Below are 23,588 nucleotides of genomic sequence, written 5' to 3'. Positions count from 1 at the left end.
ATTTGGTTCATTATATATAAAGTAAAATAAAAAACACGTTAGATGAAAATGCATCTAACGTGTTTTTTGTTATTTATGTTCCTTATATTCATGTACTTTTTCTTTCACATTACCGACTGTATCTTTAGCAGTGCCTTTCACCTTATCCCATTTTCCTTCAGCTTGTAACTTCTTATTGTCAGTTACTTTCCCGACAACTTCTTTTACTTCGCCTTTTACCTTATCAATGGCACCTTCTACTTTTTCTTTTAAACCGTGTTCGTGCTTAGTCATACATTTCTCCTCCTTGTAGTTTGATTAGAATTTTCTTTTCATATTGCAAGTTGAATGATGTATCTAGTAATAGCGTAACAAATTTAGTTTGAATATTCAAATGATTAAAGGGATAGAAAAGGAATTGTCATAAAATGTTTAAAAATGTAACGGAAGGAGAAAGAAAGTAAATTATATGTCTTTTGCAGTCCATATTGATTTCGTATAAGCAATTTTCATATGGGCACGTTCCATATTATTTTGACTGCCACTACCGAACCTTGCTTGTCCAACTATTAAAGTACAATTGGATTCAATAGCTGTCTTAATTCGTTTTTGGATTAATGCAGTGTGACAGCCTTTACGCTGAAATTCCGGTAAAGTAGCAGAAGCAGCTAATGATGCGACACCTTTATTTATATATAGGACACCAATACCAGCAGGGCTATTTTGAATTTCTGCTATGAAAAAATGCCATCCTGGTTCATTGTAAAGAATTTCGTTATTTTGGCGAACACCATCTTTTGTAAAGGATGGCATATTAAATCCACGTACATATATGTCTGCAAAAATATCAAATTCATTTTCTTTCAGTTTTCGTACTGTAATATTAGAAGGAAGAAGTGATGAACTCTCTCTCGGTATACTATACAAAGCAGTATGGAAGCTAGATTGGTAAAAACCTTTTTGAGATAAGTATTGAAATAGTTCAGTTGTGCCTTGCGCTGGTGTAATTTCAAAACGGCAAGGAATTTGTAGTGATTCATAATAAGAAATGATTGCATCAATCGCATCTGCATTTGTAATACCTTTTATCGTATTAAAAGCAGGACCGGCAATTATTTTTGATGAAAAGGCAGTGGCACTACCGAACTTTTTCATTTGCACTTGCATTGGATTTCCACTCATTGCTTGTAGTCCCTCTAATCTAGAAGAGAGCATATCAATTTCTGCATTTTCAATTTCTGTTGCTATATCGAGTGTCATAACAGTAGTCATAAAATTCCTCCGTTAATAAATATATTTCATAGTATATATACGATTTTTGTTTTGAGATTCCTGTTGTAATGTAGGAGAATAAGAAGTTTTTTGGAAGGGAAATGGAATTGAACTGTCGAAGGGAGTAGAAACAGATTAAAGGTGGTGCTCTCATGAAACAAAAAGCCGTGCAGACATGCTCTAATTGTGGTTCTCAAAAGATAGGAGAAGGTGAGTTTGTCGGATATGCACAAATACGGAAAAAGGAAACGATGTTCACATCTTCACCGGTGGATGCTTATATTTGTACAGACTGCGGAAATATCCTTTCATTAAAAGTACGACATTATGAAAAGTTTAAGCAGAAGCCGTTATGATTATTGAGTAGTGGTTTTATTAGGGTAGTTAATAAGAGTAATATTTTACATATATATGAGTATGCCTCAGATAAAGAGATGAAAACATATACTGTACATAGTTCGTTATATGACACATAAAAATATATAGAAGAAATTGTGAGGTAGTAGGAGGAAGAAAAAACAGCTCCTCTTGGAATATTTCATATTTAAAACTCCTTTAAATGAATAAAGGAGTTTTTTGATTTTTTATAACAATAATTACCTTTAATTGTTATAGTTGGTTATTAGGAGAGGGTGGTTTATTAACGCCATAATCATAGAAGAATAATAGCTAAATCGTATACAAAACCACTATATAACACAATCGCAACCGTAAGTTGACAAAGTGCAACCGCAGGAAGATAGAAGTAAGAGCAATGTTTACATACAATTTAGTTAAGAAAACGAAGGGGGACACACATATGGGATTTGGTGAGAAGCTTTTTAAATTAAGAAAAGAAAAGGGTCTTTCTCAAGAAGCATTAGCCGAGAAATTAAACACAACAAGGCAAGCGGTTAGTAAATGGGAAAACGGTCAAGGTTTTCCTGAAACTGAAAAGTTAATAATGATTGGAAATGTATTTGAAGTATCACTTGACTATTTATTAAAAGAAACTGCTGAGCAAAGTAACGAAAAGGAAAATGGTTATTATGTAAGTAAGGAAATGGCAGAAGGGTATATAGTGTATGGACAAAAAATTTCTAAATATATTGCATTAGGATTTAGCTTGCTTATTTTATCTACAATACCGTACTTATTATTTAAAGAAAATGCAACAATGTCTACGTTTCTTGTCATTATCATTGCAGTGCTTGGGATCGGAGCAATGATGGCACCTGTAACGATAGAAGAGAGTCGATACAATGTATTGAAAAAGGAAGAACTACTATTTGATCAAAACTTTCTAAAAGAATTGACCAAAAGATATGCGATTATTAAGAAGAAGTATGCCGTAGTGGTGATCGTTGGATTTTGTTTTATTGCCGCAGGAGCGATACCGTTTTTATTTGAGAAAAAACGAATTACTTCAGGAGAGCTCGTACAGTATTATCCTTATTGTGTTGTACTTATTGCTATCGGAGTTTATCTTTTTGTTCGTGTGTTAGGGGTGTTAGAGACGTATCGGATTTTAGTAGAAAATAAGGAATACAGTAATCGTTTTATTTTTAAATTGAAAAAGAAAGTAAGGAAAAAGGTAGATAGTTTATAAAAAATAAAAAACATGTTTCGAATCAATGTATTCAAAACATGTTTTTTATCGTTCTGAATTATTTCCAAAGAAATAATTCAGAAAATACAGAAAAATATCGTAATCATTTGTAGAAGTCTGTTATAATAAACGGAAAATGAAAACGTTTTAAAGGGGGACATAACCAATATGATGATGAATGTACCGCTAACAATTAGTTCTATGATGGAAAGAGCAGAGAAACTGTTTTCGAAGAAAGAAATTGTTTCACGGACGCATGATACAGTTACAACGTTAACGTATAAGCAGTTAGGGGAAAGGACGAGAAGACTTTCCAGTGCGTTGAAAAAGCTTGGAATTAAAGAAGGTGAACGTGTAGGAACATTAGCGTGGAACCATCATCGGCATGTGGAAGCGTATTTTGCTATTCCAGGTATTGCTTCTGTTTTGCACACAATTAACATTCGTTTATCTCCTCAACATATTTCATACATTATTCAGCACGCAGAAGACCGAATTCTACTTATAGATGAAGATCTCATACCGCTTGTTGAAAATATTCAATCACAATTATCAACTGTACAAGCTTACATTATTATGACTGATAAAGATGAACTCCCAAATACTACGCTGAAGCCTGTATATCATTATGAAAAGCTATTAGAAGAAGGCGATCCAACTTTCCAATTTGTAAAAGATATTGATGAAAATACACCTGCTGGTATGTGTTATACGTCAGCGACTACAGGAAATCCGAAAGGTGTTGTATATACGCATCGTAGTACTGTACTGCATTGCATGGCACTCGGTTTAGCGGATACAGCTGCTTTATCGGAAAGTGACGCGGCGATGGCAATTGTACCGATGTTCCATGTGAATGCTTGGGGACTTCCTTTCGCTGCTACTTGGTTTGGATCAAAACAAGTTCTTCCAGGACCGATGTTTACGCCGAAAATTTTATTAGAAATGATCCAATCTGAAAAAGTGACGTTAGCTGCCGGTGTGCCGACAATTTGGCTCGGTGTATTACAAGAGTTAGAAAATAATAGTTATGATTTATCTAGTATGACGAGAATACTATGTGGTGGTGCAGCCGCACCGAAAAGTGTTATTAAAGCATTTGAACAGAAACACAATGTTCCTTTCATCCATGCATATGGTATGACCGAAACAAGCCCACTCGTAACACTTGCACGTTTAAAAAGTTATGAAACAGAATTATCGTATGAAGAGCAATTAGAAATTAGATCAAAGCAAGGGTATCTTGTCCCTGGTGTAGAGATGAAAGTAGTCGGTACAAATGGTGAAGTGAAGTGGGACGGTACGGAGATGGGAGAACTATGTTTACGAGCACCTTGGATCGCTGAAAGCTATTATAACGATGATCGTACTGTCGAAGGGTTTCGCGATGGATGGTTATATACTGGTGATGTTGTCACAGTGGATGAGGAAGGTTGCGTGAAAATTGTTGACCGTACGAAGGATGTTATTAAAAGCGGGGGAGAATGGATTTCTTCGGTCGATCTTGAAAATGCTTTAATGGCACATGATGCTATATTTGAAGCGGCTGTCGTTGCAGTTCCTCACCCTCAGTGGCAAGAGCGACCAATTGCCTGCGTTGTTCAAAAGAAAAATAGTACGGTTACAAAAGAAGAAATATATGAGTTTTTAAAACCACAGTTTGCGAAGTGGTGGTTGCCAGACGATATTGTCTTTATGGAAGAAATACCGAAAACATCTGTTGGGAAGTTTTTAAAACAGGCGCTTCGGAAAGAACTGGAGCATTTGCATAGAGAGAAATAAGTGAACTTCTATTTGTAAACTCTAATACATTAATGGTTGACAAAAGAAGAATGGAAAGATAATATGATTTTTGTGATATGTTACCTAAAATAAATTTTAAGTTTACAAATAGGAGAAGCAAATATGAATACAAAAAACTTAGTTTTTGTCGCTTTATTTAGTTCTATTATGGGAGTGTTAGGGTTAATACCTCCGATTGCTCTTTCTATTACACCAGTTCCAATTACATTGCAATCACTCGGTGTTATGCTTGCGGGTGGGTTGTTAGGATCACGTCTAGGTGCGTTAAGTCAGCTTATTTTCTTACTTATTGTAGGAGTTGGAGCACCATTGCTTGCTGGTGGACGCGGTGGCCTTGGTGTATTTGTTGGACCAAGTGCAGGATATTTACTTGGTTACATCATTGGGGCGTTTGTTATTGGTTATTTAATTGAGCGTTTACGTGAAGTTTCTATTATAAAAGTATTATGTATTAATATAATTGGTGGTATTTTCGTAGTTTATGTATTTGGTATTACTGTACAAGCGTTCTTAATGGATGTTTCTGTATGGGAGACAATGAAAGTGAGTGCTGTGTTTTTACCAGGGGATTGTATAAAAGCAATTATTGCGGCAGTTCTCGTAACAAAATTACATCGTTCATTGAAACATATTATTACGCCCGCTTTAAAGAATGGAAAATATACAAATGCGGGATGATAAAGGGAAGAAACACGTTAATTGCGTGTTTCTTTTTATTATTATTGTAAAGAAAGGACGTCTCATATGGGGATTACAAAAGAATATAAAAAGCATGCCTCTTTACAACCAAATAAAATAGCGATAAAGGAAAATGATAGAGTTTTAACATATAAAGAGTGGTTTGAATCAGTTTGTAAAGTAGCAAGCTGGTTAAATGAAAAAAAATCGAAGAATAAAACGATAGCAATCCTATTAGAAAATCATATAGAGTTTTTACAACTATTTTCTGGTGCCGCTATGGCCGGGTGGGTTTGTGTTCCGTTAGATATAAAGTGGAAACAAGATGAGCTCAGAGAAAGAATTGAAATTAGTAATCCGGATATGATTGTGACAGAACGATATAAGGTGAATGATCTATTGGATGAAGAAGGAAGAGTAATTGAAATTGATGAGTGGAAAAGAATGATAGAGAAATATCTTCCTACATATTCCACTGTAGAAAGTGTACAACATGCTCCTTTTTATATGGGATTTACATCAGGATCAACAGGAACAGCAAAAGCATTTTTACGTGCACAGCAATCGTGGGTTCATAGTTTTGATTGTAATGTACATGACTTTCATATGAAAAGGGAGGATTCAATTTTAATAGCTGGGACGCTCGTTCATTCTCTTTTCTTATACGGGGCAATAAGTGCATTATATGTAGGACAAACAGTGCACATTATGAGAAAGTTCTTTCCAAATCAAGTATTAGATAAGTTAGAAACTGAAAATATATCAGTTATGTATACAGTTCCGACAATGCTTGAATCTTTATATAAAGAAAGTAGATTAATAGAAAATAAAGTGAAAATTATTTCGTCAGGAGCGAAATGGGAAGCTGAAGCGAAAGAAAAAATAAAGAATATATTTCCTTATGCGAAAAGATATGAATTTTATGGTGCATCAGAGTTAAGTTTTGTAACAGCACTAGTCGATGCAGAAAGCGAAAGAAGGCCAAATTCAGTAGGAAAACCTTGTCATAATGTGCAAGTTCGAATATGTAATGAAGCAGGCGAAGAAGTACAAAAAGGTGAAATAGGAACTGTTTATGTGAAAAGTGATCAGTTTTTTATGGGATACATAATAGATGGGGTTTTAACACGGGAGTTGAATGCAGAAGGTTGGATGACAGTGCGAGATGTAGGCTATGAAGATGAAGAAGGCTTTATATATATTGTTGGTAGAGAGAAGAATATGATTTTATTTGGAGGAATCAATATTTATCCAGAAGAAATAGAAAGTGTATTACATGAACACCCAGCTGTTGATGAAATAGTTGTAATTGGTGTGAAAGATAGTTACTGGGGTGAAAAGCCCGTCGCGATCGTAAAAGGAAGTGCTACGAAACAACAATTAAAGAGTTTTTGCTTACAGAGATTATCCTCTTTTAAAATACCGAAAGAATGGCATTTTGTAGATGGAATACCTTATACAAATAGTGGGAAAATCGCTCGTATGGAAGCAAAAAGTATGATTGAAAACCGGGAGAAAATATATGAATAGAGCAGTCATTGTAGAGGCGAAAAGAACACCTATTGGTAAGAAGAATGGGATGTTAAAAGAGTATGAAGTTCAGCAATTAACAACGCCGCTTCTTACGTTTTTAAGTAAAGGGATTGAGAGGGAAATAGATGATGTCATATTAGGTAATGTTGTTGGGCCAGGAGGGAATGTTGCGAGACTATCTGCTTTAGAGGCGGGACTTGGCTATCATATTCCTGGTGTAACGATTGATCGGCAATGTGGTGCTGGTTTAGAAGCAATTCGAACTGCGTGTTATCTCATTCAAGGCGGGGCAGGTAAGTGTTATATCGCCGGGGGAGTAGAGAGTACAAGTACGTCACCTTTTCAAAAAAGAGCACGATTTTCACCTGAAACAATTGGTGATCCTGACATGGGAGTAGCGGCTGAATATGTTGCAGAACGTTATAACATCACGAGAGAAATGCAAGACGAGTATGCTTGCCTCAGTTACAGACGAACACTGCAAGCATTAGAAAAAGGATTTATATATGATGAAATATTGTCTTTTAATGGAGTATTAGATGAATCTATAAAGCTAGAAATGAATTATGAACGAATGATTAAAAGAACAAAACCTGCATTTTTACAAAATGGTACAGTAACGGCGGGGAATTCATGTGGTGTAAATGATGGAGCATGTGCCGTTCTTGTAATGGAAGAGGGGCAAGCCCGAAAATTAGGATACAAGCCTGTACTTCGTTTCGTTCGTAGTGCTGTAGTGGGAGTGGATCCCAAGCTTCCAGGGACTGGTCCGATATTTGCGGTGAACAAATTATTAAACGAAATGAATGTAAAAGTAGAGGACATCGATTATTTTGAAATAAATGAAGCATTCGCCTCAAAAGTTGTTGCTTGCGCAAAAGAGTTACAAATTCCGTACGAAAAAGTAAATGTAAATGGTGGAGCAATTGCGCTCGGTCATCCGTACGGTGCATCTGGTGCTATGCTTGTAACACGTTTGTTTTATCAGGCACAAAGAGAGTCTATGAAATATGGAATTGCTACATTAGGAATTGGAGGCGGGATAGGGATTGCGCTATTATTTGAGAAAGTAGAAGACTAGCGAGGTAATTAGTTTTCTACTTTTTGAGGAACATAAATATTGCTACCAGGCTTCGCTTTCATTTCGTTCCAAGCAGCAATCGCATCAGCTTTTGCTTTCCCTTTATTATTTGGATCTTCGAAAAAGTCACGAGTAAAGCGATTGTATTCAAATTGTGTACCGATAGTTGTTTTGTATGTAGGGTCTTTTTTTCGTTCGTTTTCTTCATGCCAAAAAGCTATCGCGTCTTCATATGTTTTTCCAACATTCTCTTTGAAAAATTTTTGAAGAGCTACTGTAAAGCGAAAGTTTGTTCCGATTTTTTCTTTGAAAAAAGCACGAACATCTTCGCTACAGCGGTGATTGTTAGTAATAATCGTTTGAAGAGAAAGGTCTTTATAGGATAGGGAAGCTTTACTCACCTTTTGAACAGAGCTGTTTTTTAATATTTTACCAGTAGTTAAATAATGTGAGATACGCTCGGTTATTTCGATCTTAGAGCCACTAGCTGGCAACTCATTCTCACGACAAAATGTTTGGAGTTCTGCTTTTAACCAATAATAGTTTTGGAAATCTTCAAGTGATATAGACTTTGTTAAAGGTGGACGCATGAATGTAACAACTACTTTCTTCCATAATTTTCTTTAATTATAAAACATATGTTCTTTTTATGGAAGGGTTAATTTGTAAATATAATGGGAAGAGGAGATTGCATATGGAAAATGTAATGCAAGTTCGTGTTACAGGAATTTTAATTGAAGATGAAAAGGTATTGCTAGTAAAGCAAAAAGTGGCTAATCGAAATTGGTCTTTACCTGGAGGAAGAGCAGAGAATGGCGAAACGTTAGAGGAAGCAATGATTCGAGAAATGAGAGAAGAGACAGGGTTAGAAGTTAACATTCAGAAGCTACTCTATGTTTGTGATAAACCAGATGCTCGCCCGTCTTTATTACATATAACGTTTTTGCTTAAAAGGATTGAAGGTGAAATTATGCTACCTTCTAACGAGTTTGATCATAATCCAATTCATGATGTGCAAATGGTGCCGATTAAAGATTTAAGTCATTATGGTTTTTCGGAAACTTTTATCAATCTTATAAGTGAAGGTTTTGTAAATGCAGGGAGTTATCAAGGTTTGAAACAAAATATAGGTCTGTAAATATAGGGGAAGGATAGCCGTTCGCTATCCTTCATAACATGTTTTAAACTGCTGACTGTAAAGAAGAAACAAGCTGATTTAAAAATTCATCTCCGCTCATAATTGCTTTCCCGCCACCGCGAGCACTCTTCTTATTTCCGCCACCTTTTCCTTCGATTGTAGGAAGAGCGTCTTTTAAAAGAGCATTCATATCGAGTGATACTGATTTTCCGCAAGCGAGAATACATTGTAGTTTGTCATCATTTTCGATGACGAAATACGTAATTGCATGCTCTTGTTGTTCTGTAATAATAGCGGAAAGCTTTGCGATTTCTTGCATAGAACGATTTGTAAATACTTTAGAAATAAGTATGCCGGCATGTATTTCCGTAGGGTGTTGAAGTAGTTCATTTGCCTCTGCAAATAATAATTTTTCATTCATTGTTTGTATTGCTTTTTCGTTTTCTTTTTGAGAAGTAAGCAGTTGCGCCACTTTTGTTGGAATATCAGTTTCGCTACTGTTTAATTGTTTGGAAACATTCTTCATAATTTGTTGTTGCTGCCCTATTAATTTAAGTGTGCGCCAGCCAGCGATAAACGTTAGTCGTATGCCACCTTTATTGCGTTCCCAGCTAAGAACTTGAATAGGACCTACTTCACCAGTACGTTTCGGGTGTGTTCCGCCACAGCCGTTATAATCAAAGTTTTCGATCATAACAACGCGTATATTTTCTGTCATAGTCGGTTCTTTACGAAGGGGCAACGTTTTCGCTTCTTCTAAGTTCATCCACTGGATGCGGATTGGATGGTTTTCAAAAACAATTTTGTTTGCAATTTGTATTGCTTTTTCAACCGTTTCTGCATGAAGATTTTCTGTTTCTAAATCAATTGTTACTGTTTCTTTACCAAGATGGAATCCAATTGTAGGCATGTTAAAATGGTCCCAAAAGGCAGCAGATAAAATGTGCTGAGCCGCATGTTGCTGCATATGATCAAAACGGCGCTCCCAATTGATTTTACCTTCTACGTCTTCTGTATGTAATTGTTCTGCAATGTAATGACGAATTTCTCCGTTTATCTCTTCTACATTGATTACATTGATATCATTTAATGTACCAGTATCATATGGTTGTCCGCCACCTGTCGGATAAAATGCTGTTTCATTCAAAACAACGTATAAGTTACCGTCTTTATCATAATCTTGCTTTATAATTTTAGTAGTAAAGTCTTGCTTATAAGCGTCAGTGTAATATAATTTGTGCTCCAATTTTCTTTCTCCTCTCGCATTAACTAGTTTCATTGTAAAGCAATTGAAATTAGTTTCCTAATATTTCAGAAGAAAGAAACTATTTTTAGAATTTTCTTGCTATAATAAGAAAAAGAAAATGCGGGGGTGGAATGAATATGTTATATGAAAACGGCGTAGATAAACTGCTTAGTTTAAGCAGAAATATTTCTGAATTATATCGAGAATTAAATGAAATGACCCGGATTTTAACGGATTGTAATCGAGAAAGTGTGAAGTTTGATCGGTTATATGTAAAAGAGTTACTTTGGAAGAAAGAAGATGTAATAGAGAAATATGACCAGCTACTTGTACAACTTTGTATTAACGAATGCTTTGATCTAAAAAGTGTCATTACAGGGGAATATAAGTATACATATGAAGAAGTAGAAAACATAGTTTTACAATTTAATGAAAAGTATAATGTCGCAATCTTAATTAAAGATGTGTGTAAAGAATTACAGTTCACATATGGAATTGATATGGACATAACGAGAACAACTCGGGTATCAACAGCTCAAGTATAGAAAAAGGAAAAGAAAGCAGATCCTTTGCTTTCTTTTTTTTGTGAAAATAGAGAGAGTAGGTTTAACGATGAAGGGGAAGTTACAGCATATTCATCCGCTTGGAATGAGTATTATTTTAGGGACATTGTTTGCTAGGTTTGCAACTTCAATGAGTATCCCTTTTTTAGCGATTTATTTAACGACTGTTAAAGGTGTATCAGCTGGAATGACTGGTGCTATTATCGGAACGAGTGCACTTGTTGGTGTTTTTGCTAGTTTTATCGGAGGGAATTTATCAGATCGATTTGGCCGGAAAACGATTATGCTCTGGTCCATGATCGTTTGGATTTTTGTGTTTATAGGTTTTTCACTTGCGGATCATGTTTTAAGTTTCTTTTTATTAAACGCTTTAAATGGATTATGTAGGTCGTTTTTTGAGCCAACATCAAGAGCATTATTATCAGATTTAACAAAGCCTGAGTATCGGTTACTCGTCTATAACTTACGATACGGTGCAATAAATGTTGGAGTTGCTATTGGACCAATTGTTGGATTACAGATTGGAAGTGCAAAATCAACAATTCCTTTTTTAGTAGCAGCTGGGGTATATATTCTATATACAGCTATATTAGCGTTCCAATTTAAGAAGTATCCAATGGAAAAAAAGAAAGTGAGTACAGAAAAACCTGTTACAATGTTAAATGCAATGCGTATATTGCGAAAAGATATAGTATTTTTAGTTGCTTTAGTCGGTATTATTTTGAGTAATTGCGGTTTTTCACATTTAACGACGACAGTATCTCAATATTTTGCAAATGCACATATATTTGAGGATGGAGTGAAGCTATTCTCATATATGCTCGCTTTAAATGCAATTGTTGTAGTGATAATCCAATACCCTGTTATTCAAATGTGCAAAAAATACACACCATTAGCATCCATTATGGTTGGAACTTTATTTGTGAGCGGAGGATTGTTTGGATTTGGAGTAGTAGAATCTATGCTAGGTGCTGCCGTCTGTACAATTATTTTTACAATTGGAGAAGTCTTAATGTTTTCAATGACGGATGTATTTATTGATGATATTGCTGTTGCGCATCTAAAAGGAACATACTTCGGTGCGATGGGTTTCTCGGGAATTGGAGCAGTAATAGGTCCGTGGTTTGGAGGAGTACTTCTCGATTACTACGGGTACCAAAATGGGTTTGCAATATTTTCAGCACTAGCTATATTTTCAACTGTGGCATTTCCTGTGCTTTTAGTTACAAAAGGTTTATCGAAAAAAAGATATGATAGAAATTCTAATATAGAAATGCATGCGAAATAACATAAGCCCCAGTAACCAACTGGGGCTTAGTGCGTATTATATTAACTCTTAATTTGAAAAAAGAACTTTCTTTTCATGCTTATCAGCAACTTCATTTTTGGAAATATGAATGGCTAAATATCCATTTTCTAAGCAGGCTAGCATCTTCTTATAAATAATATTATCGGGTAAAGGAATGATCCGCTGTAAAGAAATATTATTATGAAGTATGCAAATGGTTAGGCCTGTCTTCATCTTTTTAATGACTACATTTTGTTCAGTTACATTTGGTACATCTGTTTCCAAAATGTATTCTTGTTCCGTTTCGCAAAGGTCAATATGAATTTGATTTGGGAAACTAAAGTTACTACAAGAGTCAGAACAAAATTGATCCATCCATTCTTCGAAACCATCAACATGAAAAAGACAATCCTTCTTTTTCTTGCCCATGTAAGACACCCTCCGTAAAATCTCAATTCATACTATGTTATGCATGAATGAAGTAGGGGTGAAGAATAAATGGAAAAATATAAACATTGTATGTGGAAAAGATAGCTAGTGTGCACTTTTTGTTTTACATATCATGATGCGCATGATGTTTTTGGCGTGAATGGTTACGGTTTTTTACTTTATGAGATCCGCTTAATGGTTCAGGTTGTCCTTTTTTTTCTTTCGCTTCACGATTGTTTTTTCCCATTGTATGTGACACCTCCTCTTCCTCTTTAGAATGAGAGAAGTTTGCAAATTTATACGAGAATGTTTTTAGAAAAAAAGGTAAAGATAATTGGGACTAACTATTACAGAAAGGGGATTATATAATGCCATATCATAAAGATAAACAACAAGCGTTTCAAGCAGCGCAGCAAGGCGTTACACAAGCAGAAAATGCATTTAACAACATTGTGAAAAATGATCCAAACTACGGTCATGATTTAAAAGAATTACGCCAAGAGGTTCAGGAAGCATATGAACAAATTCAAAATGCACTAGAGGTAGCTTCAGAAACACAACGTCCACAACTTGAGCAATATGAAAATAATCTCCAAAATATAATGCGAAATGTAGATCGATTAGAAAAGTAAATGAGGTTGTTGTTTATTCGACAACCTTGCTGCTTTAGTAAACGTTATGCTAAAACAGAAAATTTTTCTATTAGTTTTTTCTTTGCTATGTGCAGTACATATATTTCAAGTGGAAAAAGTGGAAGCGAAAATGTTGCTCAGAAAAGAGTTAGAACCAACTGGTTATGTAACATGGGAAGTACCTAATAATGAAAAAATTATTGCAATTACATTTGATGATGGACCAGATCCAACGTATACACCACAAGTTTTAGATTTATTACGTCAATATAAGGCTGAAGCGACATTTTTTATGATTGGATTTCGAGTTCAGCGCAATCCATATTTAGTGAAACAAGTGTTAAAAGAGGGACATGAAATTGGAAATCATACGATGAATCATTTGTATGCGAGTAATTCATCAGATGAAAAATTAGAAAATGATATTTTAGATGGAAAGAAATTTTTTGAAAAATGGGTGAAAGAACCTTTGTTATTCCGTCCTCCTGGCGGATATATTAACGACGCTGTATTTAAAACAGCGAAAGAAGCTGGTTATCAAACTGTTCTATGGTCGTGGCATCAAGATCCACGTGATTGGGCAAATCCAGGGGTTGAATCCATTGTAAATCATGTAGTGAAAAATGCTAAAAGTGGCGATATTGTATTGTTACATGATGGAGGAAATGATCGTAGTCAAACGGTAGCGGCACTAGCAAAAATTTTACCTGAGCTGAAAAAGCAGGGCTATCGATTTGTAACGGTTTCGGAATTACTACGTTATAAACATTAGAAAAAATCCCAAAAGGAAAATAGACCTTTTGGGATTTTTCTTTACTGGTTCTTTTTACGTTTCTTATTATTTTGTCGCTCTGCTGGAGTTAAAGGCTCGTTTGCAAATTCTTCATTGTAACCAGTTCCTTGTCCTTGTGCAGATGCAGCATTCATTCCTGAAATAGTATGATTTGCTTTTCTTTTACCCATTTTATTTCACCTCTATAACATTTTTTGTATGTTGAATGATGAGCAGTTCATAGTATGTATGAACTGTAAGTAAACCGCTGATAGAGCACTTTACTTTATGATAATAGTATTCATAAGGAGTATGAAAGCTATTCAAATTTAGAAACATAAAGAAAACTTATGATAATCTATAAGTTTCTTATTATTTACTTATTTAGAAAGTTGTAATAAGATATTATCGTAAGGTATTGAAAAGTTTGTCTACATTTTATATTCAGACAACTTAGTCACGTTTAACAGGGGGGAAACATAATGGTCAAACATAATCCATTTCAATCACGTGCAACTTTTGAAGTAGATGGAAAAACGTATCATTATTATGATTTGAAAGCGCTTGAAAATGCAGGGGTTGGCAACGTATCTCAATTACCATATTCCGTGAAAGTTTTACTTGAATCAGTACTTCGTCAAGTAGACGGACGTGTAATCACAGAAGAGCATGTTACAAATTTAGCGAAATGGGGAACGAAAGATGTGCAAGATATCGATGTTCCATTTAAACCATCTCGTGTAATTTTACAAGATTTCACTGGTGTTCCAGCTGTTGTTGATTTGGCTTCGCTTCGTAAAGCAATGGCAGACATGGGCGGAGATCCTGACAAAATTAATCCTGAAATTACTGTAGACCTTGTAATTGACCACTCTGTACAGGTTGATAGAGCGGGTACGGCAGACGCGCTTGCATTCAACATGGACTTAGAGTTTAAACGTAATGAAGAACGTTATAAATTTTTAAGCTGGGCACAAAAATCATTTGATAACTACCGTGCGGTTCCACCAGCTACAGGTATTGTACACCAAGTAAACCTTGAATATTTAGCACCAGTTGTTCATGCTGTGAAAAATGCTGAAGGTGACTTAGTTGCATACCCAGATTCATTAGTTGGAACAGACTCACATACAACAATGATTAACGGTATCGGCGTTCTTGGATGGGGCGTTGGTGGTATTGAAGCAGAAGCAGGAATGCTTGGACAGCCTTCATACTTCCCGGTACCTGAAGTAATCGGTGTGAAATTAACTGGTACACTTCCAAGTGGTACTACAGCGACAGACGTTGCATTAAAAGTAACACAAGTATTACGTCAAAAAGGTGTAGTTGGTAAATTTGTTGAGTTCTTCGGTAATGGACTAAAGAGCATGCCTTTAGCTGACCGTGCAACAATTTCAAATATGGCACCAGAATACGGCGCAACTTGTGGATTCTTCCCAATCGATGATATTTCATTAGAATACTTACGTTTAACAGGTAGAGATGAAGAACAAATTCGCGTTGTTGAAGAATACTGTAAAGCGAACGGTTTATTCTATACAGCAGACAGTAAAGATCCAATCTATACTGATCTTGTTGAAATTGATTTAAATACAATTGAATCTAACCTTTCTGGACCGAAACGCCCACAAGATTTAATTCCACTTTCAGATATGAAAGATGCGTTCCACAAAGCTGTTGTAGCACCAGTTGGAACACAAGGACTTGGATTTAATGAGCAAGAGTTCGATAAAGAAGTGAAGGTTACATTAGAAGATAAAGAAGTAACGATGAAAACAGGTGCAATTGCAATCGCAGCAATTACAAGCTGTACAAATACATCAAACCCATACGTATTAATTGGAGCAGGTCTAGTTGCGAAGAAAGCAATTGAAAAAGGACTTGTAGTACCTGAGTATGTAAAAACATCATTAGCACCAGGATCTAAAGTTGTTACAGAGTACTTAGATAAGTCTGGTTTAACAACATATTTAGATCAATTAGGTTTCCAAACAGTTGGTTACGGCTGTACGACTTGTATCGGTAACTCTGGTCCATTAGCGCCAGAATTAGAAGAAGCAATCGCAGCAAACGACTTACTAGTAACATCTGTTTTATCTGGTAACCGTAACTTTGAAGGTCGTATTCATCCACTTGTAAAAGCAAACTACTTAGCATCACCACCACTTGTTGTGGCATATGCACTTGCAGGTACTGTTGATATTGACCTGAAAAATGATGAAATCGGTAAAGATGCAAATGGCAATGCTGTTTACTTCAACGATATTTGGCCATCAGCTAAAGAAATTGAAGATGTAGTTCAAAGCGTTGTTACATCTGAACTGTTCAAGAAAGAATATGCACAAGTATTTAACAGCAATGAGCGTTGGAATGAAATCCAAACTTCAAACGAAGCTTTATATACTTGGGATAATGATTCAACATACATTCAAAACCCACCATTCTTTGAAGGTTTATCTAAAGAACCAGGTGAAGTTGAAACGTTATCAGGCTTACGCGTAGTTGGTAAATTTGGTGACTCTGTAACGACAGACCACATTTCACCAGCAGGTTCAATCGGTAAGCACACACCAGCTGGACGCTACTTATTAGAAAACGGCGTACAACCAGTTGACTTTAACTCTTACGGTTCTCGTCGTGGTAACCATGAAGTTATGATGCGTGGTACATTCGCGAACATCCGTATTAAAAACCAAATTGCACCAGGAACAGAAGGCGGATATACAACATACTGGCCGACTGGTGAAGTAACATCAATCTATGATGCTGCTATGAAATATAAAGAAGATGGCACAGGTCTTCTAGTTGTTGCTGGTAAAGATTATGGTATGGGAAGTTCTCGTGACTGGGCTGCGAAAGGTACTAACTTATTAGGTATTAAAGCAGTAATCGCAGAAAGCTTCGAACGTATTCACCGCAGTAACTTAGTGTTAATGGGTGTATTACCACTTCAATTTAAAGATGGCGAAAGTGCTGAAACGTTAGGTCTTGTTGGTAACGAGTCATTTGAAATTCAAATCGACAAATCAGTTAGACCACGTGATCTTGTAAAAGTAGTTGCAACTGATTTAGATGGCAACGAAAAACAATTTGAAGTAGTAGCTCGTTTCGATAGTGAAGTTGAAATTGATTACTACCGTCACGGTGGTATTCTGCAAATGGTTCTTCGTGAGAAAATTGAAGAATCAAAAGTGTCGAACTAAATAATTGAAATGAACAATAAGGAAGCTAACAATAGTTAGCTTCCTTATTTTATGGAAAGGGATGAAACCATTTGGTTTCATCCCTTTCTTTTTACTATAAAAATGGAGGAAACGTCATGACAGAGTATAAAAGAATATTGTTGCCGTTACGACAAGAGAAAATATTAGTAATAGCAGCTGTATGTAGTGGGATAATTGCTGCCATTTTAAATTTATCACGCCCAATTTTCATGGGATTAATTGTAGACAATCTTATTCAAAGAGAGCTAAAAGGTGCGTATTTATATATAGCTTTGTTTGCGGGTAGTCGCTTTTTAATGTGGGCGAACAATCTTTTATTTGATTATATAAGTTCAAAAGCGAGTCAACGTATATTACAAACGAAACGTATAGAATTATTGCGTCACTATTTCTCATTACCGTTTGAAGAGAGTGAGAAGATTAAGCAAGGAGAGTTAGAAACTTTGGTCGTGTCTGATATTCCGAACTGGGTCAGATTATATGGCTCTATATTAATAGAATATATACACGCTATTGCCCAATTTATTGGAGCTTTCATAGCACTACAACATATAGATATACAGTTTATATTGTGGGTAACTCCGTTTTTATTTTTAAGTACAATTGTTCCAATACTGATGGGAGAAAAGGTAAGAGATATTGCAAGCGTTGCTCAAAAAAATCACTCAAGTGTTGTAGAGATGGTGTCACAGTTTGTAAAGGGGATACAAGATTTGCGGAGTTTACAAAAAGAAAAATGGGCAATTCGCTTATTTAAAAGAGTAACGGCACAATCGTATAAATCGGAAGTAAAGAAGACGATGATGCAACATTGTATTGGAGTAGTTGGAACGGTGATTGAAACAGGAGCATATATCCTTGTTCTCATTATAGGTGCACAAAAAATAATGAGGGGAGAAATAGAAGTTGGTTCACTCATTGCAGTGTTAGCGACAATTGAGATGCTCTTTTTCCCTGTCCGTTATGTGGGCGATTTATTAATAATGACACAAGTTGCAGTCGCTTCGGCAAATAGAACTTTTTGCTTTTTAAATAAACGAGCAGCAGATAACAATGTAGAAAGAGCGATGGGTATCAGGATAACAAATGTTTCATTTCAGGAGAATGACGAAGAGAAATGCAGAATTCGTAATATTGATTTGCAAATTCGTCCTGGTGAACTCGTTATTATTGTGGGAGAAAGCGGTGCAGGAAAAACAACGCTTTTAAAGTTAATAACGGGCTTGTATAAACCATCTAACGGTAGCATTGCTTATTATGGTAATGAAGCTCGTATGACTACAGTTTGGCAAGAACCACGTTTTTTCCGAACGACGGTAACAGAGAATATGTATTTCGGGGAAGAGTGTTTAGAAAATCAGTTAGAAAAAAATAGTGAACTTATAAATGTAACGCCGATTATTAGAGGGTTACCTGAAGGGAGTCAAACTGTGCTACATAAAAGCGGTGAAGAGCTTTCAGGAGGCGAAAGAAAACGTCTCGCATTATTGCGAGCGATTGTATCAAATCCAACTCTTATTATTTTAGATGAACCGACGGCTGGGTTAGATCCAGGCAATCAAGAACTGGTTTGGAATATAATTGAAGGGATAGGGAGAAATGTAACGAGAATTGTGGCAACACATGATGTAGAGAGAGCGATGATAGCAGATTGTGTTGTTGTCATAAAGAATGGGACTATTGTGGAATGTGGGAATCCTAGAGAATTATTAAATTGCAACTCATTGTACAAAGAGTTGCAAACAAAAAGATAAGAGATATGTAATGCCCTTATCTTTATTCCGCTATTTGCCGGGCAGCCCGATTGGTGAGGGCTGATTAAAGTTTCACTTTATTCGTTCTCATTTAGTTGATAAGTATAAGAATTCGAATCACTAGAATTAACTTCTTTGACGAGAGTAAGTTGATTTGTATCTGGATTATATTTGAAAATCTTAATTGTATGTTCGCTACTTAGTAATGGATTATATTCTTGAATAGCGAATGTATTTTCCGCAATTTGTGTCATATTACTGGTGGGAACATTTTCTATGGAATCATGATTTGTAGAAATTTCAACGACTTTTTCACTGTTGAAAAATAAAAGAACGATTACTAAAATAACTAAGCATATTCGTATATAGCGTAGCTCTTTGGTGATAGGGTGTTCTCCCAAAATAATCATCCTTTCTATAACTATTCTATAGTAGTAATGGTAGTCATCGTGAAAAAAGTAATAATGCCGAGGCCTGCCCAAAGGATAAATGAGATTAATGCGATATAGAGACAAATACGTCCAACTTGTTTTTTTTCAGGATCTTTACTAAATAGTGAGATAATCCATGTGATAATTCCGATTGGGGAAAATATAAAACTAAGAATATATAGAAGTATTTTTTCAAATAAATTCATGAGAGCTCCTTTCATTGTAAAATATTATATTTATTTCTAATTATATGATGGAAAGGTAAATATTTCATCATAGTTATAAAAATTCTGATTATTTAGAATGTGAATATTTCCAAGCTTGTCCGTATAAGCTAAAATAAGCTATATAGTATTTTGATGAATGTGTTAAAAGAAGATAATACGTTAGGGTGATATAAAATGTGGCGGAAGCTTACGATTATTGTAGTGTTACTTTGTTTAGCGGGATATGCAGCTTATGAACAGTTTGGTAATAAAGAGCAGGCGGTAAAAGTGAAGCAAGAAAAAAGTGAAGCTGCGATGAAAGAGATTATCGCAAGGAATGGTATTGAAATAGGGAAGAGTGCGCCAGACTTCGAATTAACGAAGTTAGATGGAACGAATGTAAAGCTATCAGATTTAAAAGGAAAGAAAGTGATTTTAAACTTTTGGGCAACGTGGTGTGGACCTTGCCAACAAGAAATGCCTGATATGGAGGCTTTCTATAAAGAACATAAAGAGAACGTAGAAATTTTAGCGGTCAATTATACGCCTTCAGAAAAAGGTGGGGGGGAAGAGAAGGTAAGCAATTTTATTAAAGAAAAAGGAATTACTTTTCCTGTTTTATTGGACAAGAACATTGATGTGACAACAGCGTATAAAGTAATTACGATTCCAACTTCGTATTTTATAGATACAAAAGGTGTCATTCAAGATAAGTTTATTGGGCCGATGACACAAAAAGAGATGGAGAAAAGAGTTGCTAAATTAAAATAATGGTGAAAAGGTAGAGGTGGAGAGTTCCCATTTCTGCCTTTTCTTTTTCAAGTAGTAATCACTTCATGATATGATGTAAGAAATATAACCGTTTATAGATAAAGGAGTGTATGGAGTGGGGAATGTATCCTTACCGTTAGATTATGTTGTAATTGATTTTGAAACAACAGGATTTAACCCTTATAATGATAAAATTATTCAAGTTGCAGCAGTGAAATATCGTAATCATGAATTAGTAGATCAATTTGTTTCATACGTGAATCCAGAGCGGCCAATTCCGGACCGAATAACGAGTTTAACAGGTATTACCAATTATCGCGTTTCAGATGCACCGACGATTGAAGAAGTGTTACCTTTATTTTTAGCATTTTTACATACAAATGTTATTGTGGCTCATAATGCTTCTTTTGATATGCGCTTTTTGAAAAGTAATGTAAATATGCTTGGGTTGCCTGAACCTAAAAATAAAGTAATTGATACTGTATTTTTAGCGAAGAAATACATGAAGCATGCGCCTAATCATAAACTTGAAACGTTAAAACGAATGCTTGGCATTCGTTTAAGCTCTCATAATGCATTTGACGATTGCATTACGTGTGCTGCTGTTTATCAAAAGTGTGCAGCTATTGAAGAAGAAGGGAAACGAAAAGTAAATAAGGCTATGCTTGATGAAACTGCGGTATATGAAGCGGTGAAAGAAATACTTGCATGTAATAAACGGAATGTAGAATGGCTACGTTGTATGAACGTAGGAAGTTATTTAGATATAAAAGCTTTTTATCCAGTTATGAGAGTAAAGGTAAAAGGGCGAAAGAAATATGTATTAACAGAGATATTAGAAGAAGATGTGAAAGAAATATGTACAAGCTTAAAATGTGAACCAGCGTTAAAAAGTGAAGTTGGTAATACGAGAATTATGCTTAATAGCTTAGAGGATGTTATGAGATTAGAAAGTTATATTTTAGAACAGTATGATTTTGTATTACAGGCGCTTCATGATTATAAAGAAAATGAAATGAATGCAGATGAAAAGTTGAAAGAGTATTTAAATATTATGGTATGAAAAACTCCGTGTGCAATATATTGTACACGGAGTTTTTTTAGGAGTACTAAAACATAAAATTTTCTTACAAATCTGATTAAAGAGTTTTTCGTTTGCTTATACTATGTAATAAGAAAGCGAAGGAGAGAGGGTGAACAACATGAGAAGAAGTCGCCGTAAATCGTTTGAAGAACTGGTAAATGAAAATAAACAACAATTATTAAGCGATCGTGATGCAATTGATCGCATTGAAGAGCGCATTGAAAAACGTTATGAAATGAAACTTTTTAAGCAAGCTGAATAATTCTTAACACTAGTACGATACTAGTGTTAAGGAGGCGATAGTAATGGGTAATCCGAAAAAAAATTCAAAAGACTTTGCGCCAAATCATATTGGAACACAATCGAAAAAAGCTGGTGGAAATAAAGGAAAGCAAATGCAAGACCAAACGGGAAAACAACCGATTGTTGATAACGGTTAAAAAGGAGAATGTTATCATTCTTCTTTTTTATGTATAAATTTGAGGAAAGATAGGTAATTTAAGATGGTGTGTATATACAATATTAGGAGGGAAGTACATGCCAAATCCAGATAATCGAAGTGACAACGCTGAAAAGTTACAAGAAATGGTGCAAAATACAGTTGATAACTTTAATGAAGCAAAAGAAACAGCGGAACTTTCTAATGAAAAAGATCGTGCTGCTATTGAAGCAAAAAATCAAAGACGTTTAGAAAGTATTGACTCATTAAAAAGTGAAATCAAAGATGAATCTTAACAAAATGTACAAAAAGGGCTGACTTTTGTCAGCCCTTTTTCGTAATCGTAAAGTTTTCAACAAGTAAACGCCAATTTTGTGGGAATGGTAAACCGATTTTCCAGTAACTAATACCACCTATACCTTGTTCTTTCATTAAATTGAATTTACTTTGAACAGACCGTGAATCTTCAAACCAAACTTCGTGTTGCACGCCGTTTTCATCAAAATAATTAAAATGAGGAGCTTGGGCTGTGAAATCATAACGAATAGGGACATTATATTTACGAGCTAGTGCAACAGCTGCGACAGAGCTAATTGCTTTTGCGGGTGGATTTCCTTGTTTAAATGGAAGCTTCCAATCAAACCCGTATAAATTTTGCCCCATCATAATTTTTTGGGGAGGCATTTGAGATTTTGCATATTGAAGTACTTCTTTCACCGGACCGATAGGAGAAATCGCCATCGGTGGCCCGCCCTGCCATCCCCAGTCATATGTCATAATGACGACGAAATCAACAATTTGCCCTTGCGCTTTATAATCGTGAGCTTCGAAAAATTTCCCCTTTTGATTTGAACTTGTTTTCGGTACGAGAGTTGTGCTCAATGTGTACCCGCTAGGTAAGCGTGTTTTTACATTTCGTAAAAAGCGATTATACGCCTCGCGGTCTTCAGGTGCTACACTCTCGAAATCGAAATGAATGTCTCGCATGCCATATTTTTGAGCTGTTTGCAAAATGTTAGTAATAAATTTGTTTTGAATCGTTGCGTCGCGTAAAATAACCGATGTTAGATCGGCACTGAAATTACCATTTTCAATATTTGTAATAACGAGCATAGGGATTGTTTTACCCTGCGTTGCAATATTAGCGATTTTAGCTGTTTCAGTAGGTTCTTTTAATGTGCCATCTCTTTTTGCCTCAAAACTAAAATAAGCTAAGTATGTTAAAAATGGATTGATGGCACGTGTAGCATTAACTAAACTCTCTTTAATCGGTATAGTGGAAGGCTGTAAATAAGCGATGGATTCTACAGCTCGTTTTGTACCTTTTGGTACGTATAATTGTTGTCCGACATGGAGAATAGATTTTAAAGATAAATTATTAACTTTAGCTAAACTAGCGAGGGGGACATTATATGTTTGAGAGATTCGATATAGGCTGTCACCAGGCTGTACATAATAATTATTCCCTTTCGTATTAACGATAAGTGCCTGACCAACAACGAGCGTTTCAGCTGGATTTAATCCATTGTCTTTTACTATTTCGTCAGGTGTTGATCCATATTTTGATGCCAAGCTATATACGCTATCACCACTACGAACCGTTACAATTTGAATCATATGCTTGCTCCTTTCGGGAAAAGATTCACTATTTTTATTTTATTTTTGATGTCACTG

At 35.4% G+C, this 23,588-nt stretch carries 28 protein-coding genes; 18 read left to right on the top strand and 10 right to left on the bottom strand.

Features of this window, described 5'->3' with window-relative positions; all coding sequences use genetic code 11:
• Nucleotides 1-69: 69 nt before the first annotated feature.
• Nucleotides 70-273 carry a CsbD family protein gene (locus MR112_RS24265; RefSeq protein WP_095690377.1) on the bottom strand — a complete coding sequence of 68 codons (204 nt, stop codon included), beginning with the start codon at nucleotides 271-273 and terminating at the stop codon, nucleotides 70-72.
• 171 nt (nucleotides 274-444) lie between these two features.
• The gene (locus MR112_RS24260; protein WP_095690378.1) at nucleotides 445-1,251 is read right to left on the bottom strand and encodes a GNAT family N-acetyltransferase; all 807 of its coding nucleotides are present in this window, start codon (nucleotides 1,249-1,251) and stop codon (nucleotides 445-447) included.
• Nucleotides 1,252-1,403: 152 nt separating this feature from the next.
• Here MR112_RS24260 and MR112_RS24255 point away from each other — a divergent pair, with 152 nt between their 5' ends.
• From MR112_RS24255 to MR112_RS24230, 6 genes are all read left to right on the top strand, one after another.
• Complete coding sequence (locus MR112_RS24255) at nucleotides 1,404-1,607, top strand: hypothetical protein (protein WP_095690379.1); 204 nt, start codon at nucleotides 1,404-1,406, stop codon at nucleotides 1,605-1,607.
• Between the two features lie 443 nt (nucleotides 1,608-2,050).
• Nucleotides 2,051-2,839, top strand: a complete 789-nt coding sequence (locus MR112_RS24250) for a helix-turn-helix domain-containing protein (protein ID WP_305037536.1) — start codon at nucleotides 2,051-2,053, stop codon at nucleotides 2,837-2,839.
• 168 nt (nucleotides 2,840-3,007) lie between these two features.
• Nucleotides 3,008-4,621 carry a long-chain fatty acid--CoA ligase gene (locus MR112_RS24245; protein ID WP_063548343.1) on the top strand — a complete coding sequence of 538 codons (1,614 nt, stop codon included), beginning with the start codon at nucleotides 3,008-3,010 and terminating at the stop codon, nucleotides 4,619-4,621.
• Between the two features lie 123 nt (nucleotides 4,622-4,744).
• Entirely contained in the window at nucleotides 4,745-5,320 is a 576-nt protein-coding gene (locus tag MR112_RS24240; protein ID WP_001093334.1) for a biotin transporter BioY, read from the top strand.
• A 66-nt stretch (nucleotides 5,321-5,386) separates the two neighbouring features.
• A complete protein-coding gene (locus MR112_RS24235; protein WP_000513152.1) occupies nucleotides 5,387-6,850 on the top strand; it encodes an acyl-CoA synthetase in 1,464 nt (487 codons plus the stop codon).
• A complete protein-coding gene (locus MR112_RS24230; protein WP_001078009.1) occupies nucleotides 6,843-7,934 on the top strand; it encodes an acetyl-CoA C-acyltransferase in 1,092 nt (363 codons plus the stop codon). Before MR112_RS24235 ends, MR112_RS24230 begins: the two co-directional genes overlap by 8 nt.
• 8 nt (nucleotides 7,935-7,942) lie before the next feature.
• Here MR112_RS24230 and MR112_RS24225 read toward each other — a convergent pair whose 3' ends face one another.
• Nucleotides 7,943-8,524: a DUF6434 domain-containing protein gene (locus tag MR112_RS24225; protein ID WP_001247746.1), complete on the bottom strand. Its 582-nt coding sequence runs from the start codon at nucleotides 8,522-8,524 to the stop codon at nucleotides 7,943-7,945.
• 104 nt (nucleotides 8,525-8,628) lie between these two features.
• Between MR112_RS24225 and MR112_RS24220 the strand changes: the two genes are divergently transcribed.
• A complete protein-coding gene (locus tag MR112_RS24220; RefSeq protein ID WP_000432568.1) occupies nucleotides 8,629-9,072 on the top strand; it encodes an NUDIX hydrolase in 444 nt (147 codons plus the stop codon).
• Nucleotides 9,073-9,115: 43 nt separating this feature from the next.
• On the opposite strand, the gene MR112_RS24215 is transcribed toward MR112_RS24220, so the two are convergent.
• Complete coding sequence (locus tag MR112_RS24215) at nucleotides 9,116-10,318, bottom strand: alanyl-tRNA editing protein (protein ID WP_162900596.1); 1,203 nt, start codon at nucleotides 10,316-10,318, stop codon at nucleotides 9,116-9,118.
• Nucleotides 10,319-10,455: 137 nt separating this feature from the next.
• On the opposite strand from MR112_RS24215, the gene MR112_RS24210 reads away from it, so the two are divergent.
• Entirely contained in the window at nucleotides 10,456-10,863 is a 408-nt protein-coding gene (locus MR112_RS24210) for a hypothetical protein (RefSeq protein WP_000965149.1), read from the top strand.
• A gap of 67 nt (nucleotides 10,864-10,930) precedes the next feature.
• On the top strand, nucleotides 10,931-12,169 hold the full coding sequence (locus MR112_RS24205; protein WP_000676811.1) for an MDR family MFS transporter: 1,239 nt from the start codon (nucleotides 10,931-10,933) through the stop codon (nucleotides 12,167-12,169).
• A gap of 48 nt (nucleotides 12,170-12,217) precedes the next feature.
• Here MR112_RS24205 and MR112_RS24200 read toward each other — a convergent pair whose 3' ends face one another.
• Nucleotides 12,218-12,598, bottom strand: a complete 381-nt coding sequence (locus tag MR112_RS24200; protein WP_000516748.1) for an Hsp20/alpha crystallin family protein — start codon at nucleotides 12,596-12,598, stop codon at nucleotides 12,218-12,220.
• Nucleotides 12,599-12,722: 124 nt separating this feature from the next.
• Nucleotides 12,723-12,845 carry a small acid-soluble spore protein P gene (locus tag MR112_RS24195; RefSeq protein ID WP_000517649.1) on the bottom strand — a complete coding sequence of 41 codons (123 nt, stop codon included), beginning with the start codon at nucleotides 12,843-12,845 and terminating at the stop codon, nucleotides 12,723-12,725.
• Nucleotides 12,846-12,966: 121 nt separating this feature from the next.
• Between MR112_RS24195 and MR112_RS24190 the strand changes: the two genes are divergently transcribed.
• Nucleotides 12,967-13,230 (top strand): hypothetical protein, encoded by a 264-nt coding sequence (locus MR112_RS24190; RefSeq protein ID WP_001146296.1) that lies wholly within the window; start codon nucleotides 12,967-12,969, stop codon nucleotides 13,228-13,230.
• Nucleotides 13,231-13,276: 46 nt separating this feature from the next.
• Entirely contained in the window at nucleotides 13,277-14,002 is a 726-nt protein-coding gene (gene pdaB, locus MR112_RS24185; RefSeq protein WP_061665781.1) for a polysaccharide deacetylase family sporulation protein PdaB, read from the top strand.
• A gap of 41 nt (nucleotides 14,003-14,043) precedes the next feature.
• On the opposite strand, the gene sspO is transcribed toward pdaB, so the two are convergent.
• A complete protein-coding gene (gene sspO, locus MR112_RS24180) occupies nucleotides 14,044-14,193 on the bottom strand; it encodes an acid-soluble spore protein SspO (protein ID WP_000518057.1) in 150 nt (49 codons plus the stop codon).
• A 291-nt stretch (nucleotides 14,194-14,484) separates the two neighbouring features.
• Here sspO and acnA point away from each other — a divergent pair, with 291 nt between their 5' ends.
• Together acnA and MR112_RS24170 are read left to right on the top strand one after the other, a co-directional pair.
• Nucleotides 14,485-17,208 carry an aconitate hydratase AcnA gene (gene acnA, locus MR112_RS24175; protein WP_000238564.1) on the top strand — a complete coding sequence of 908 codons (2,724 nt, stop codon included), beginning with the start codon at nucleotides 14,485-14,487 and terminating at the stop codon, nucleotides 17,206-17,208.
• Nucleotides 17,209-17,324: 116 nt separating this feature from the next.
• Nucleotides 17,325-18,983, top strand: coding sequence for an ABC transporter ATP-binding protein (locus MR112_RS24170; protein ID WP_130055514.1), 1,659 nt, complete (start codon nucleotides 17,325-17,327; stop codon nucleotides 18,981-18,983).
• Between the two features lie 77 nt (nucleotides 18,984-19,060).
• On the opposite strand, the gene MR112_RS24165 is transcribed toward MR112_RS24170, so the two are convergent.
• Nucleotides 19,061-19,393: a YmzC family protein gene (locus MR112_RS24165; RefSeq protein WP_242245516.1), complete on the bottom strand. Its 333-nt coding sequence runs from the start codon at nucleotides 19,391-19,393 to the stop codon at nucleotides 19,061-19,063.
• 11 nt (nucleotides 19,394-19,404) lie between these two features.
• Nucleotides 19,405-19,620 (bottom strand): hypothetical protein, encoded by a 216-nt coding sequence (locus MR112_RS24160; protein WP_001047912.1) that lies wholly within the window; start codon nucleotides 19,618-19,620, stop codon nucleotides 19,405-19,407.
• Nucleotides 19,621-19,815: 195 nt separating this feature from the next.
• Here MR112_RS24160 and MR112_RS24155 point away from each other — a divergent pair, with 195 nt between their 5' ends.
• From MR112_RS24155 to tlp, 5 genes are all read left to right on the top strand, one after another.
• Entirely contained in the window at nucleotides 19,816-20,391 is a 576-nt protein-coding gene (locus tag MR112_RS24155) for a redoxin domain-containing protein (RefSeq protein WP_000269085.1), read from the top strand.
• 115 nt (nucleotides 20,392-20,506) lie between these two features.
• Nucleotides 20,507-21,454, top strand: a complete 948-nt coding sequence (locus tag MR112_RS24150; protein ID WP_000528757.1) for a 3'-5' exonuclease — start codon at nucleotides 20,507-20,509, stop codon at nucleotides 21,452-21,454.
• A 139-nt stretch (nucleotides 21,455-21,593) separates the two neighbouring features.
• Nucleotides 21,594-21,737, top strand: coding sequence for an FbpB family small basic protein (locus tag MR112_RS24145; RefSeq protein WP_001254699.1), 144 nt, complete (start codon nucleotides 21,594-21,596; stop codon nucleotides 21,735-21,737).
• A gap of 43 nt (nucleotides 21,738-21,780) precedes the next feature.
• Nucleotides 21,781-21,915, top strand: a complete 135-nt coding sequence (gene sspN, locus MR112_RS24140) for an acid-soluble spore protein SspN (protein ID WP_000527987.1) — start codon at nucleotides 21,781-21,783, stop codon at nucleotides 21,913-21,915.
• 97 nt (nucleotides 21,916-22,012) lie between these two features.
• A complete protein-coding gene (tlp, locus tag MR112_RS24135; RefSeq protein WP_001133511.1) occupies nucleotides 22,013-22,210 on the top strand; it encodes a small acid-soluble spore protein Tlp in 198 nt (65 codons plus the stop codon).
• Between the two features lie 28 nt (nucleotides 22,211-22,238).
• Here tlp and MR112_RS24130 read toward each other — a convergent pair whose 3' ends face one another.
• Nucleotides 22,239-23,531 carry a glycoside hydrolase family 18 protein gene (locus MR112_RS24130; protein ID WP_000614858.1) on the bottom strand — a complete coding sequence of 431 codons (1,293 nt, stop codon included), beginning with the start codon at nucleotides 23,529-23,531 and terminating at the stop codon, nucleotides 22,239-22,241.
• Nucleotides 23,532-23,588 lie beyond the last annotated feature (57 nt).

It is taken from the genome of Bacillus cereus group sp. BfR-BA-01330, assembly GCF_022663885.1.
In the GTDB taxonomy this organism is placed as follows: Bacteria; Bacillota; Bacilli; order Bacillales; family Bacillaceae_G; genus Bacillus_A; species Bacillus_A cereus.
Note: the sequence above shows the minus strand (reverse complement) of the source record. Positions and strands in the feature narration are given on the sequence as shown.

Coding starts and splice junctions, on each gene's coding strand:
- MR112_RS24265 (WP_095690377.1), bottom strand. CDS start 273: ATGACTAAGCACGAACACGGTTTAAAAGAAAAAGTAGAAGGTGCCATT.
- MR112_RS24260 (WP_095690378.1), bottom strand. CDS start 1,251: ATGACTACTGTTATGACACTCGATATAGCAACAGAAATTGAAAATGCA.
- MR112_RS24255 (WP_095690379.1), top strand. CDS start 1,404: ATGAAACAAAAAGCCGTGCAGACATGCTCTAATTGTGGTTCTCAAAAG.
- MR112_RS24250 (WP_305037536.1), top strand. CDS start 2,051: ATGGGATTTGGTGAGAAGCTTTTTAAATTAAGAAAAGAAAAGGGTCTT.
- MR112_RS24245 (WP_063548343.1), top strand. CDS start 3,008: ATGATGATGAATGTACCGCTAACAATTAGTTCTATGATGGAAAGAGCA.
- MR112_RS24240 (WP_001093334.1), top strand. CDS start 4,745: ATGAATACAAAAAACTTAGTTTTTGTCGCTTTATTTAGTTCTATTATG.
- MR112_RS24235 (WP_000513152.1), top strand. CDS start 5,387: ATGGGGATTACAAAAGAATATAAAAAGCATGCCTCTTTACAACCAAAT.
- MR112_RS24230 (WP_001078009.1), top strand. CDS start 6,843: ATGAATAGAGCAGTCATTGTAGAGGCGAAAAGAACACCTATTGGTAAG.
- MR112_RS24225 (WP_001247746.1), bottom strand. CDS start 8,524: ATGCGTCCACCTTTAACAAAGTCTATATCACTTGAAGATTTCCAAAAC.
- MR112_RS24220 (WP_000432568.1), top strand. CDS start 8,629: ATGGAAAATGTAATGCAAGTTCGTGTTACAGGAATTTTAATTGAAGAT.
- MR112_RS24210 (WP_000965149.1), top strand. CDS start 10,456: ATGTTATATGAAAACGGCGTAGATAAACTGCTTAGTTTAAGCAGAAAT.
- MR112_RS24205 (WP_000676811.1), top strand. CDS start 10,931: ATGAAGGGGAAGTTACAGCATATTCATCCGCTTGGAATGAGTATTATT.
- MR112_RS24200 (WP_000516748.1), bottom strand. CDS start 12,598: ATGGGCAAGAAAAAGAAGGATTGTCTTTTTCATGTTGATGGTTTCGAA.
- MR112_RS24195 (WP_000517649.1), bottom strand. CDS start 12,845: ATGGGAAAAAACAATCGTGAAGCGAAAGAAAAAAAAGGACAACCTGAA.
- MR112_RS24190 (WP_001146296.1), top strand. CDS start 12,967: ATGCCATATCATAAAGATAAACAACAAGCGTTTCAAGCAGCGCAGCAA.
- pdaB (WP_061665781.1), top strand. CDS start 13,277: ATGCTAAAACAGAAAATTTTTCTATTAGTTTTTTCTTTGCTATGTGCA.
- sspO (WP_000518057.1), bottom strand. CDS start 14,193: ATGGGTAAAAGAAAAGCAAATCATACTATTTCAGGAATGAATGCTGCA.
- acnA (WP_000238564.1), top strand. CDS start 14,485: ATGGTCAAACATAATCCATTTCAATCACGTGCAACTTTTGAAGTAGAT.
- MR112_RS24170 (WP_130055514.1), top strand. CDS start 17,325: ATGACAGAGTATAAAAGAATATTGTTGCCGTTACGACAAGAGAAAATA.
- MR112_RS24165 (WP_242245516.1), bottom strand. CDS start 19,393: ATGATTATTTTGGGAGAACACCCTATCACCAAAGAGCTACGCTATATA.
- MR112_RS24160 (WP_001047912.1), bottom strand. CDS start 19,620: ATGAATTTATTTGAAAAAATACTTCTATATATTCTTAGTTTTATATTT.
- MR112_RS24155 (WP_000269085.1), top strand. CDS start 19,816: ATGTGGCGGAAGCTTACGATTATTGTAGTGTTACTTTGTTTAGCGGGA.
- MR112_RS24145 (WP_001254699.1), top strand. CDS start 21,594: ATGAGAAGAAGTCGCCGTAAATCGTTTGAAGAACTGGTAAATGAAAAT.
- sspN (WP_000527987.1), top strand. CDS start 21,781: ATGGGTAATCCGAAAAAAAATTCAAAAGACTTTGCGCCAAATCATATT.
- tlp (WP_001133511.1), top strand. CDS start 22,013: ATGCCAAATCCAGATAATCGAAGTGACAACGCTGAAAAGTTACAAGAA.
- MR112_RS24130 (WP_000614858.1), bottom strand. CDS start 23,531: ATGATTCAAATTGTAACGGTTCGTAGTGGTGATAGCGTATATAGCTTG.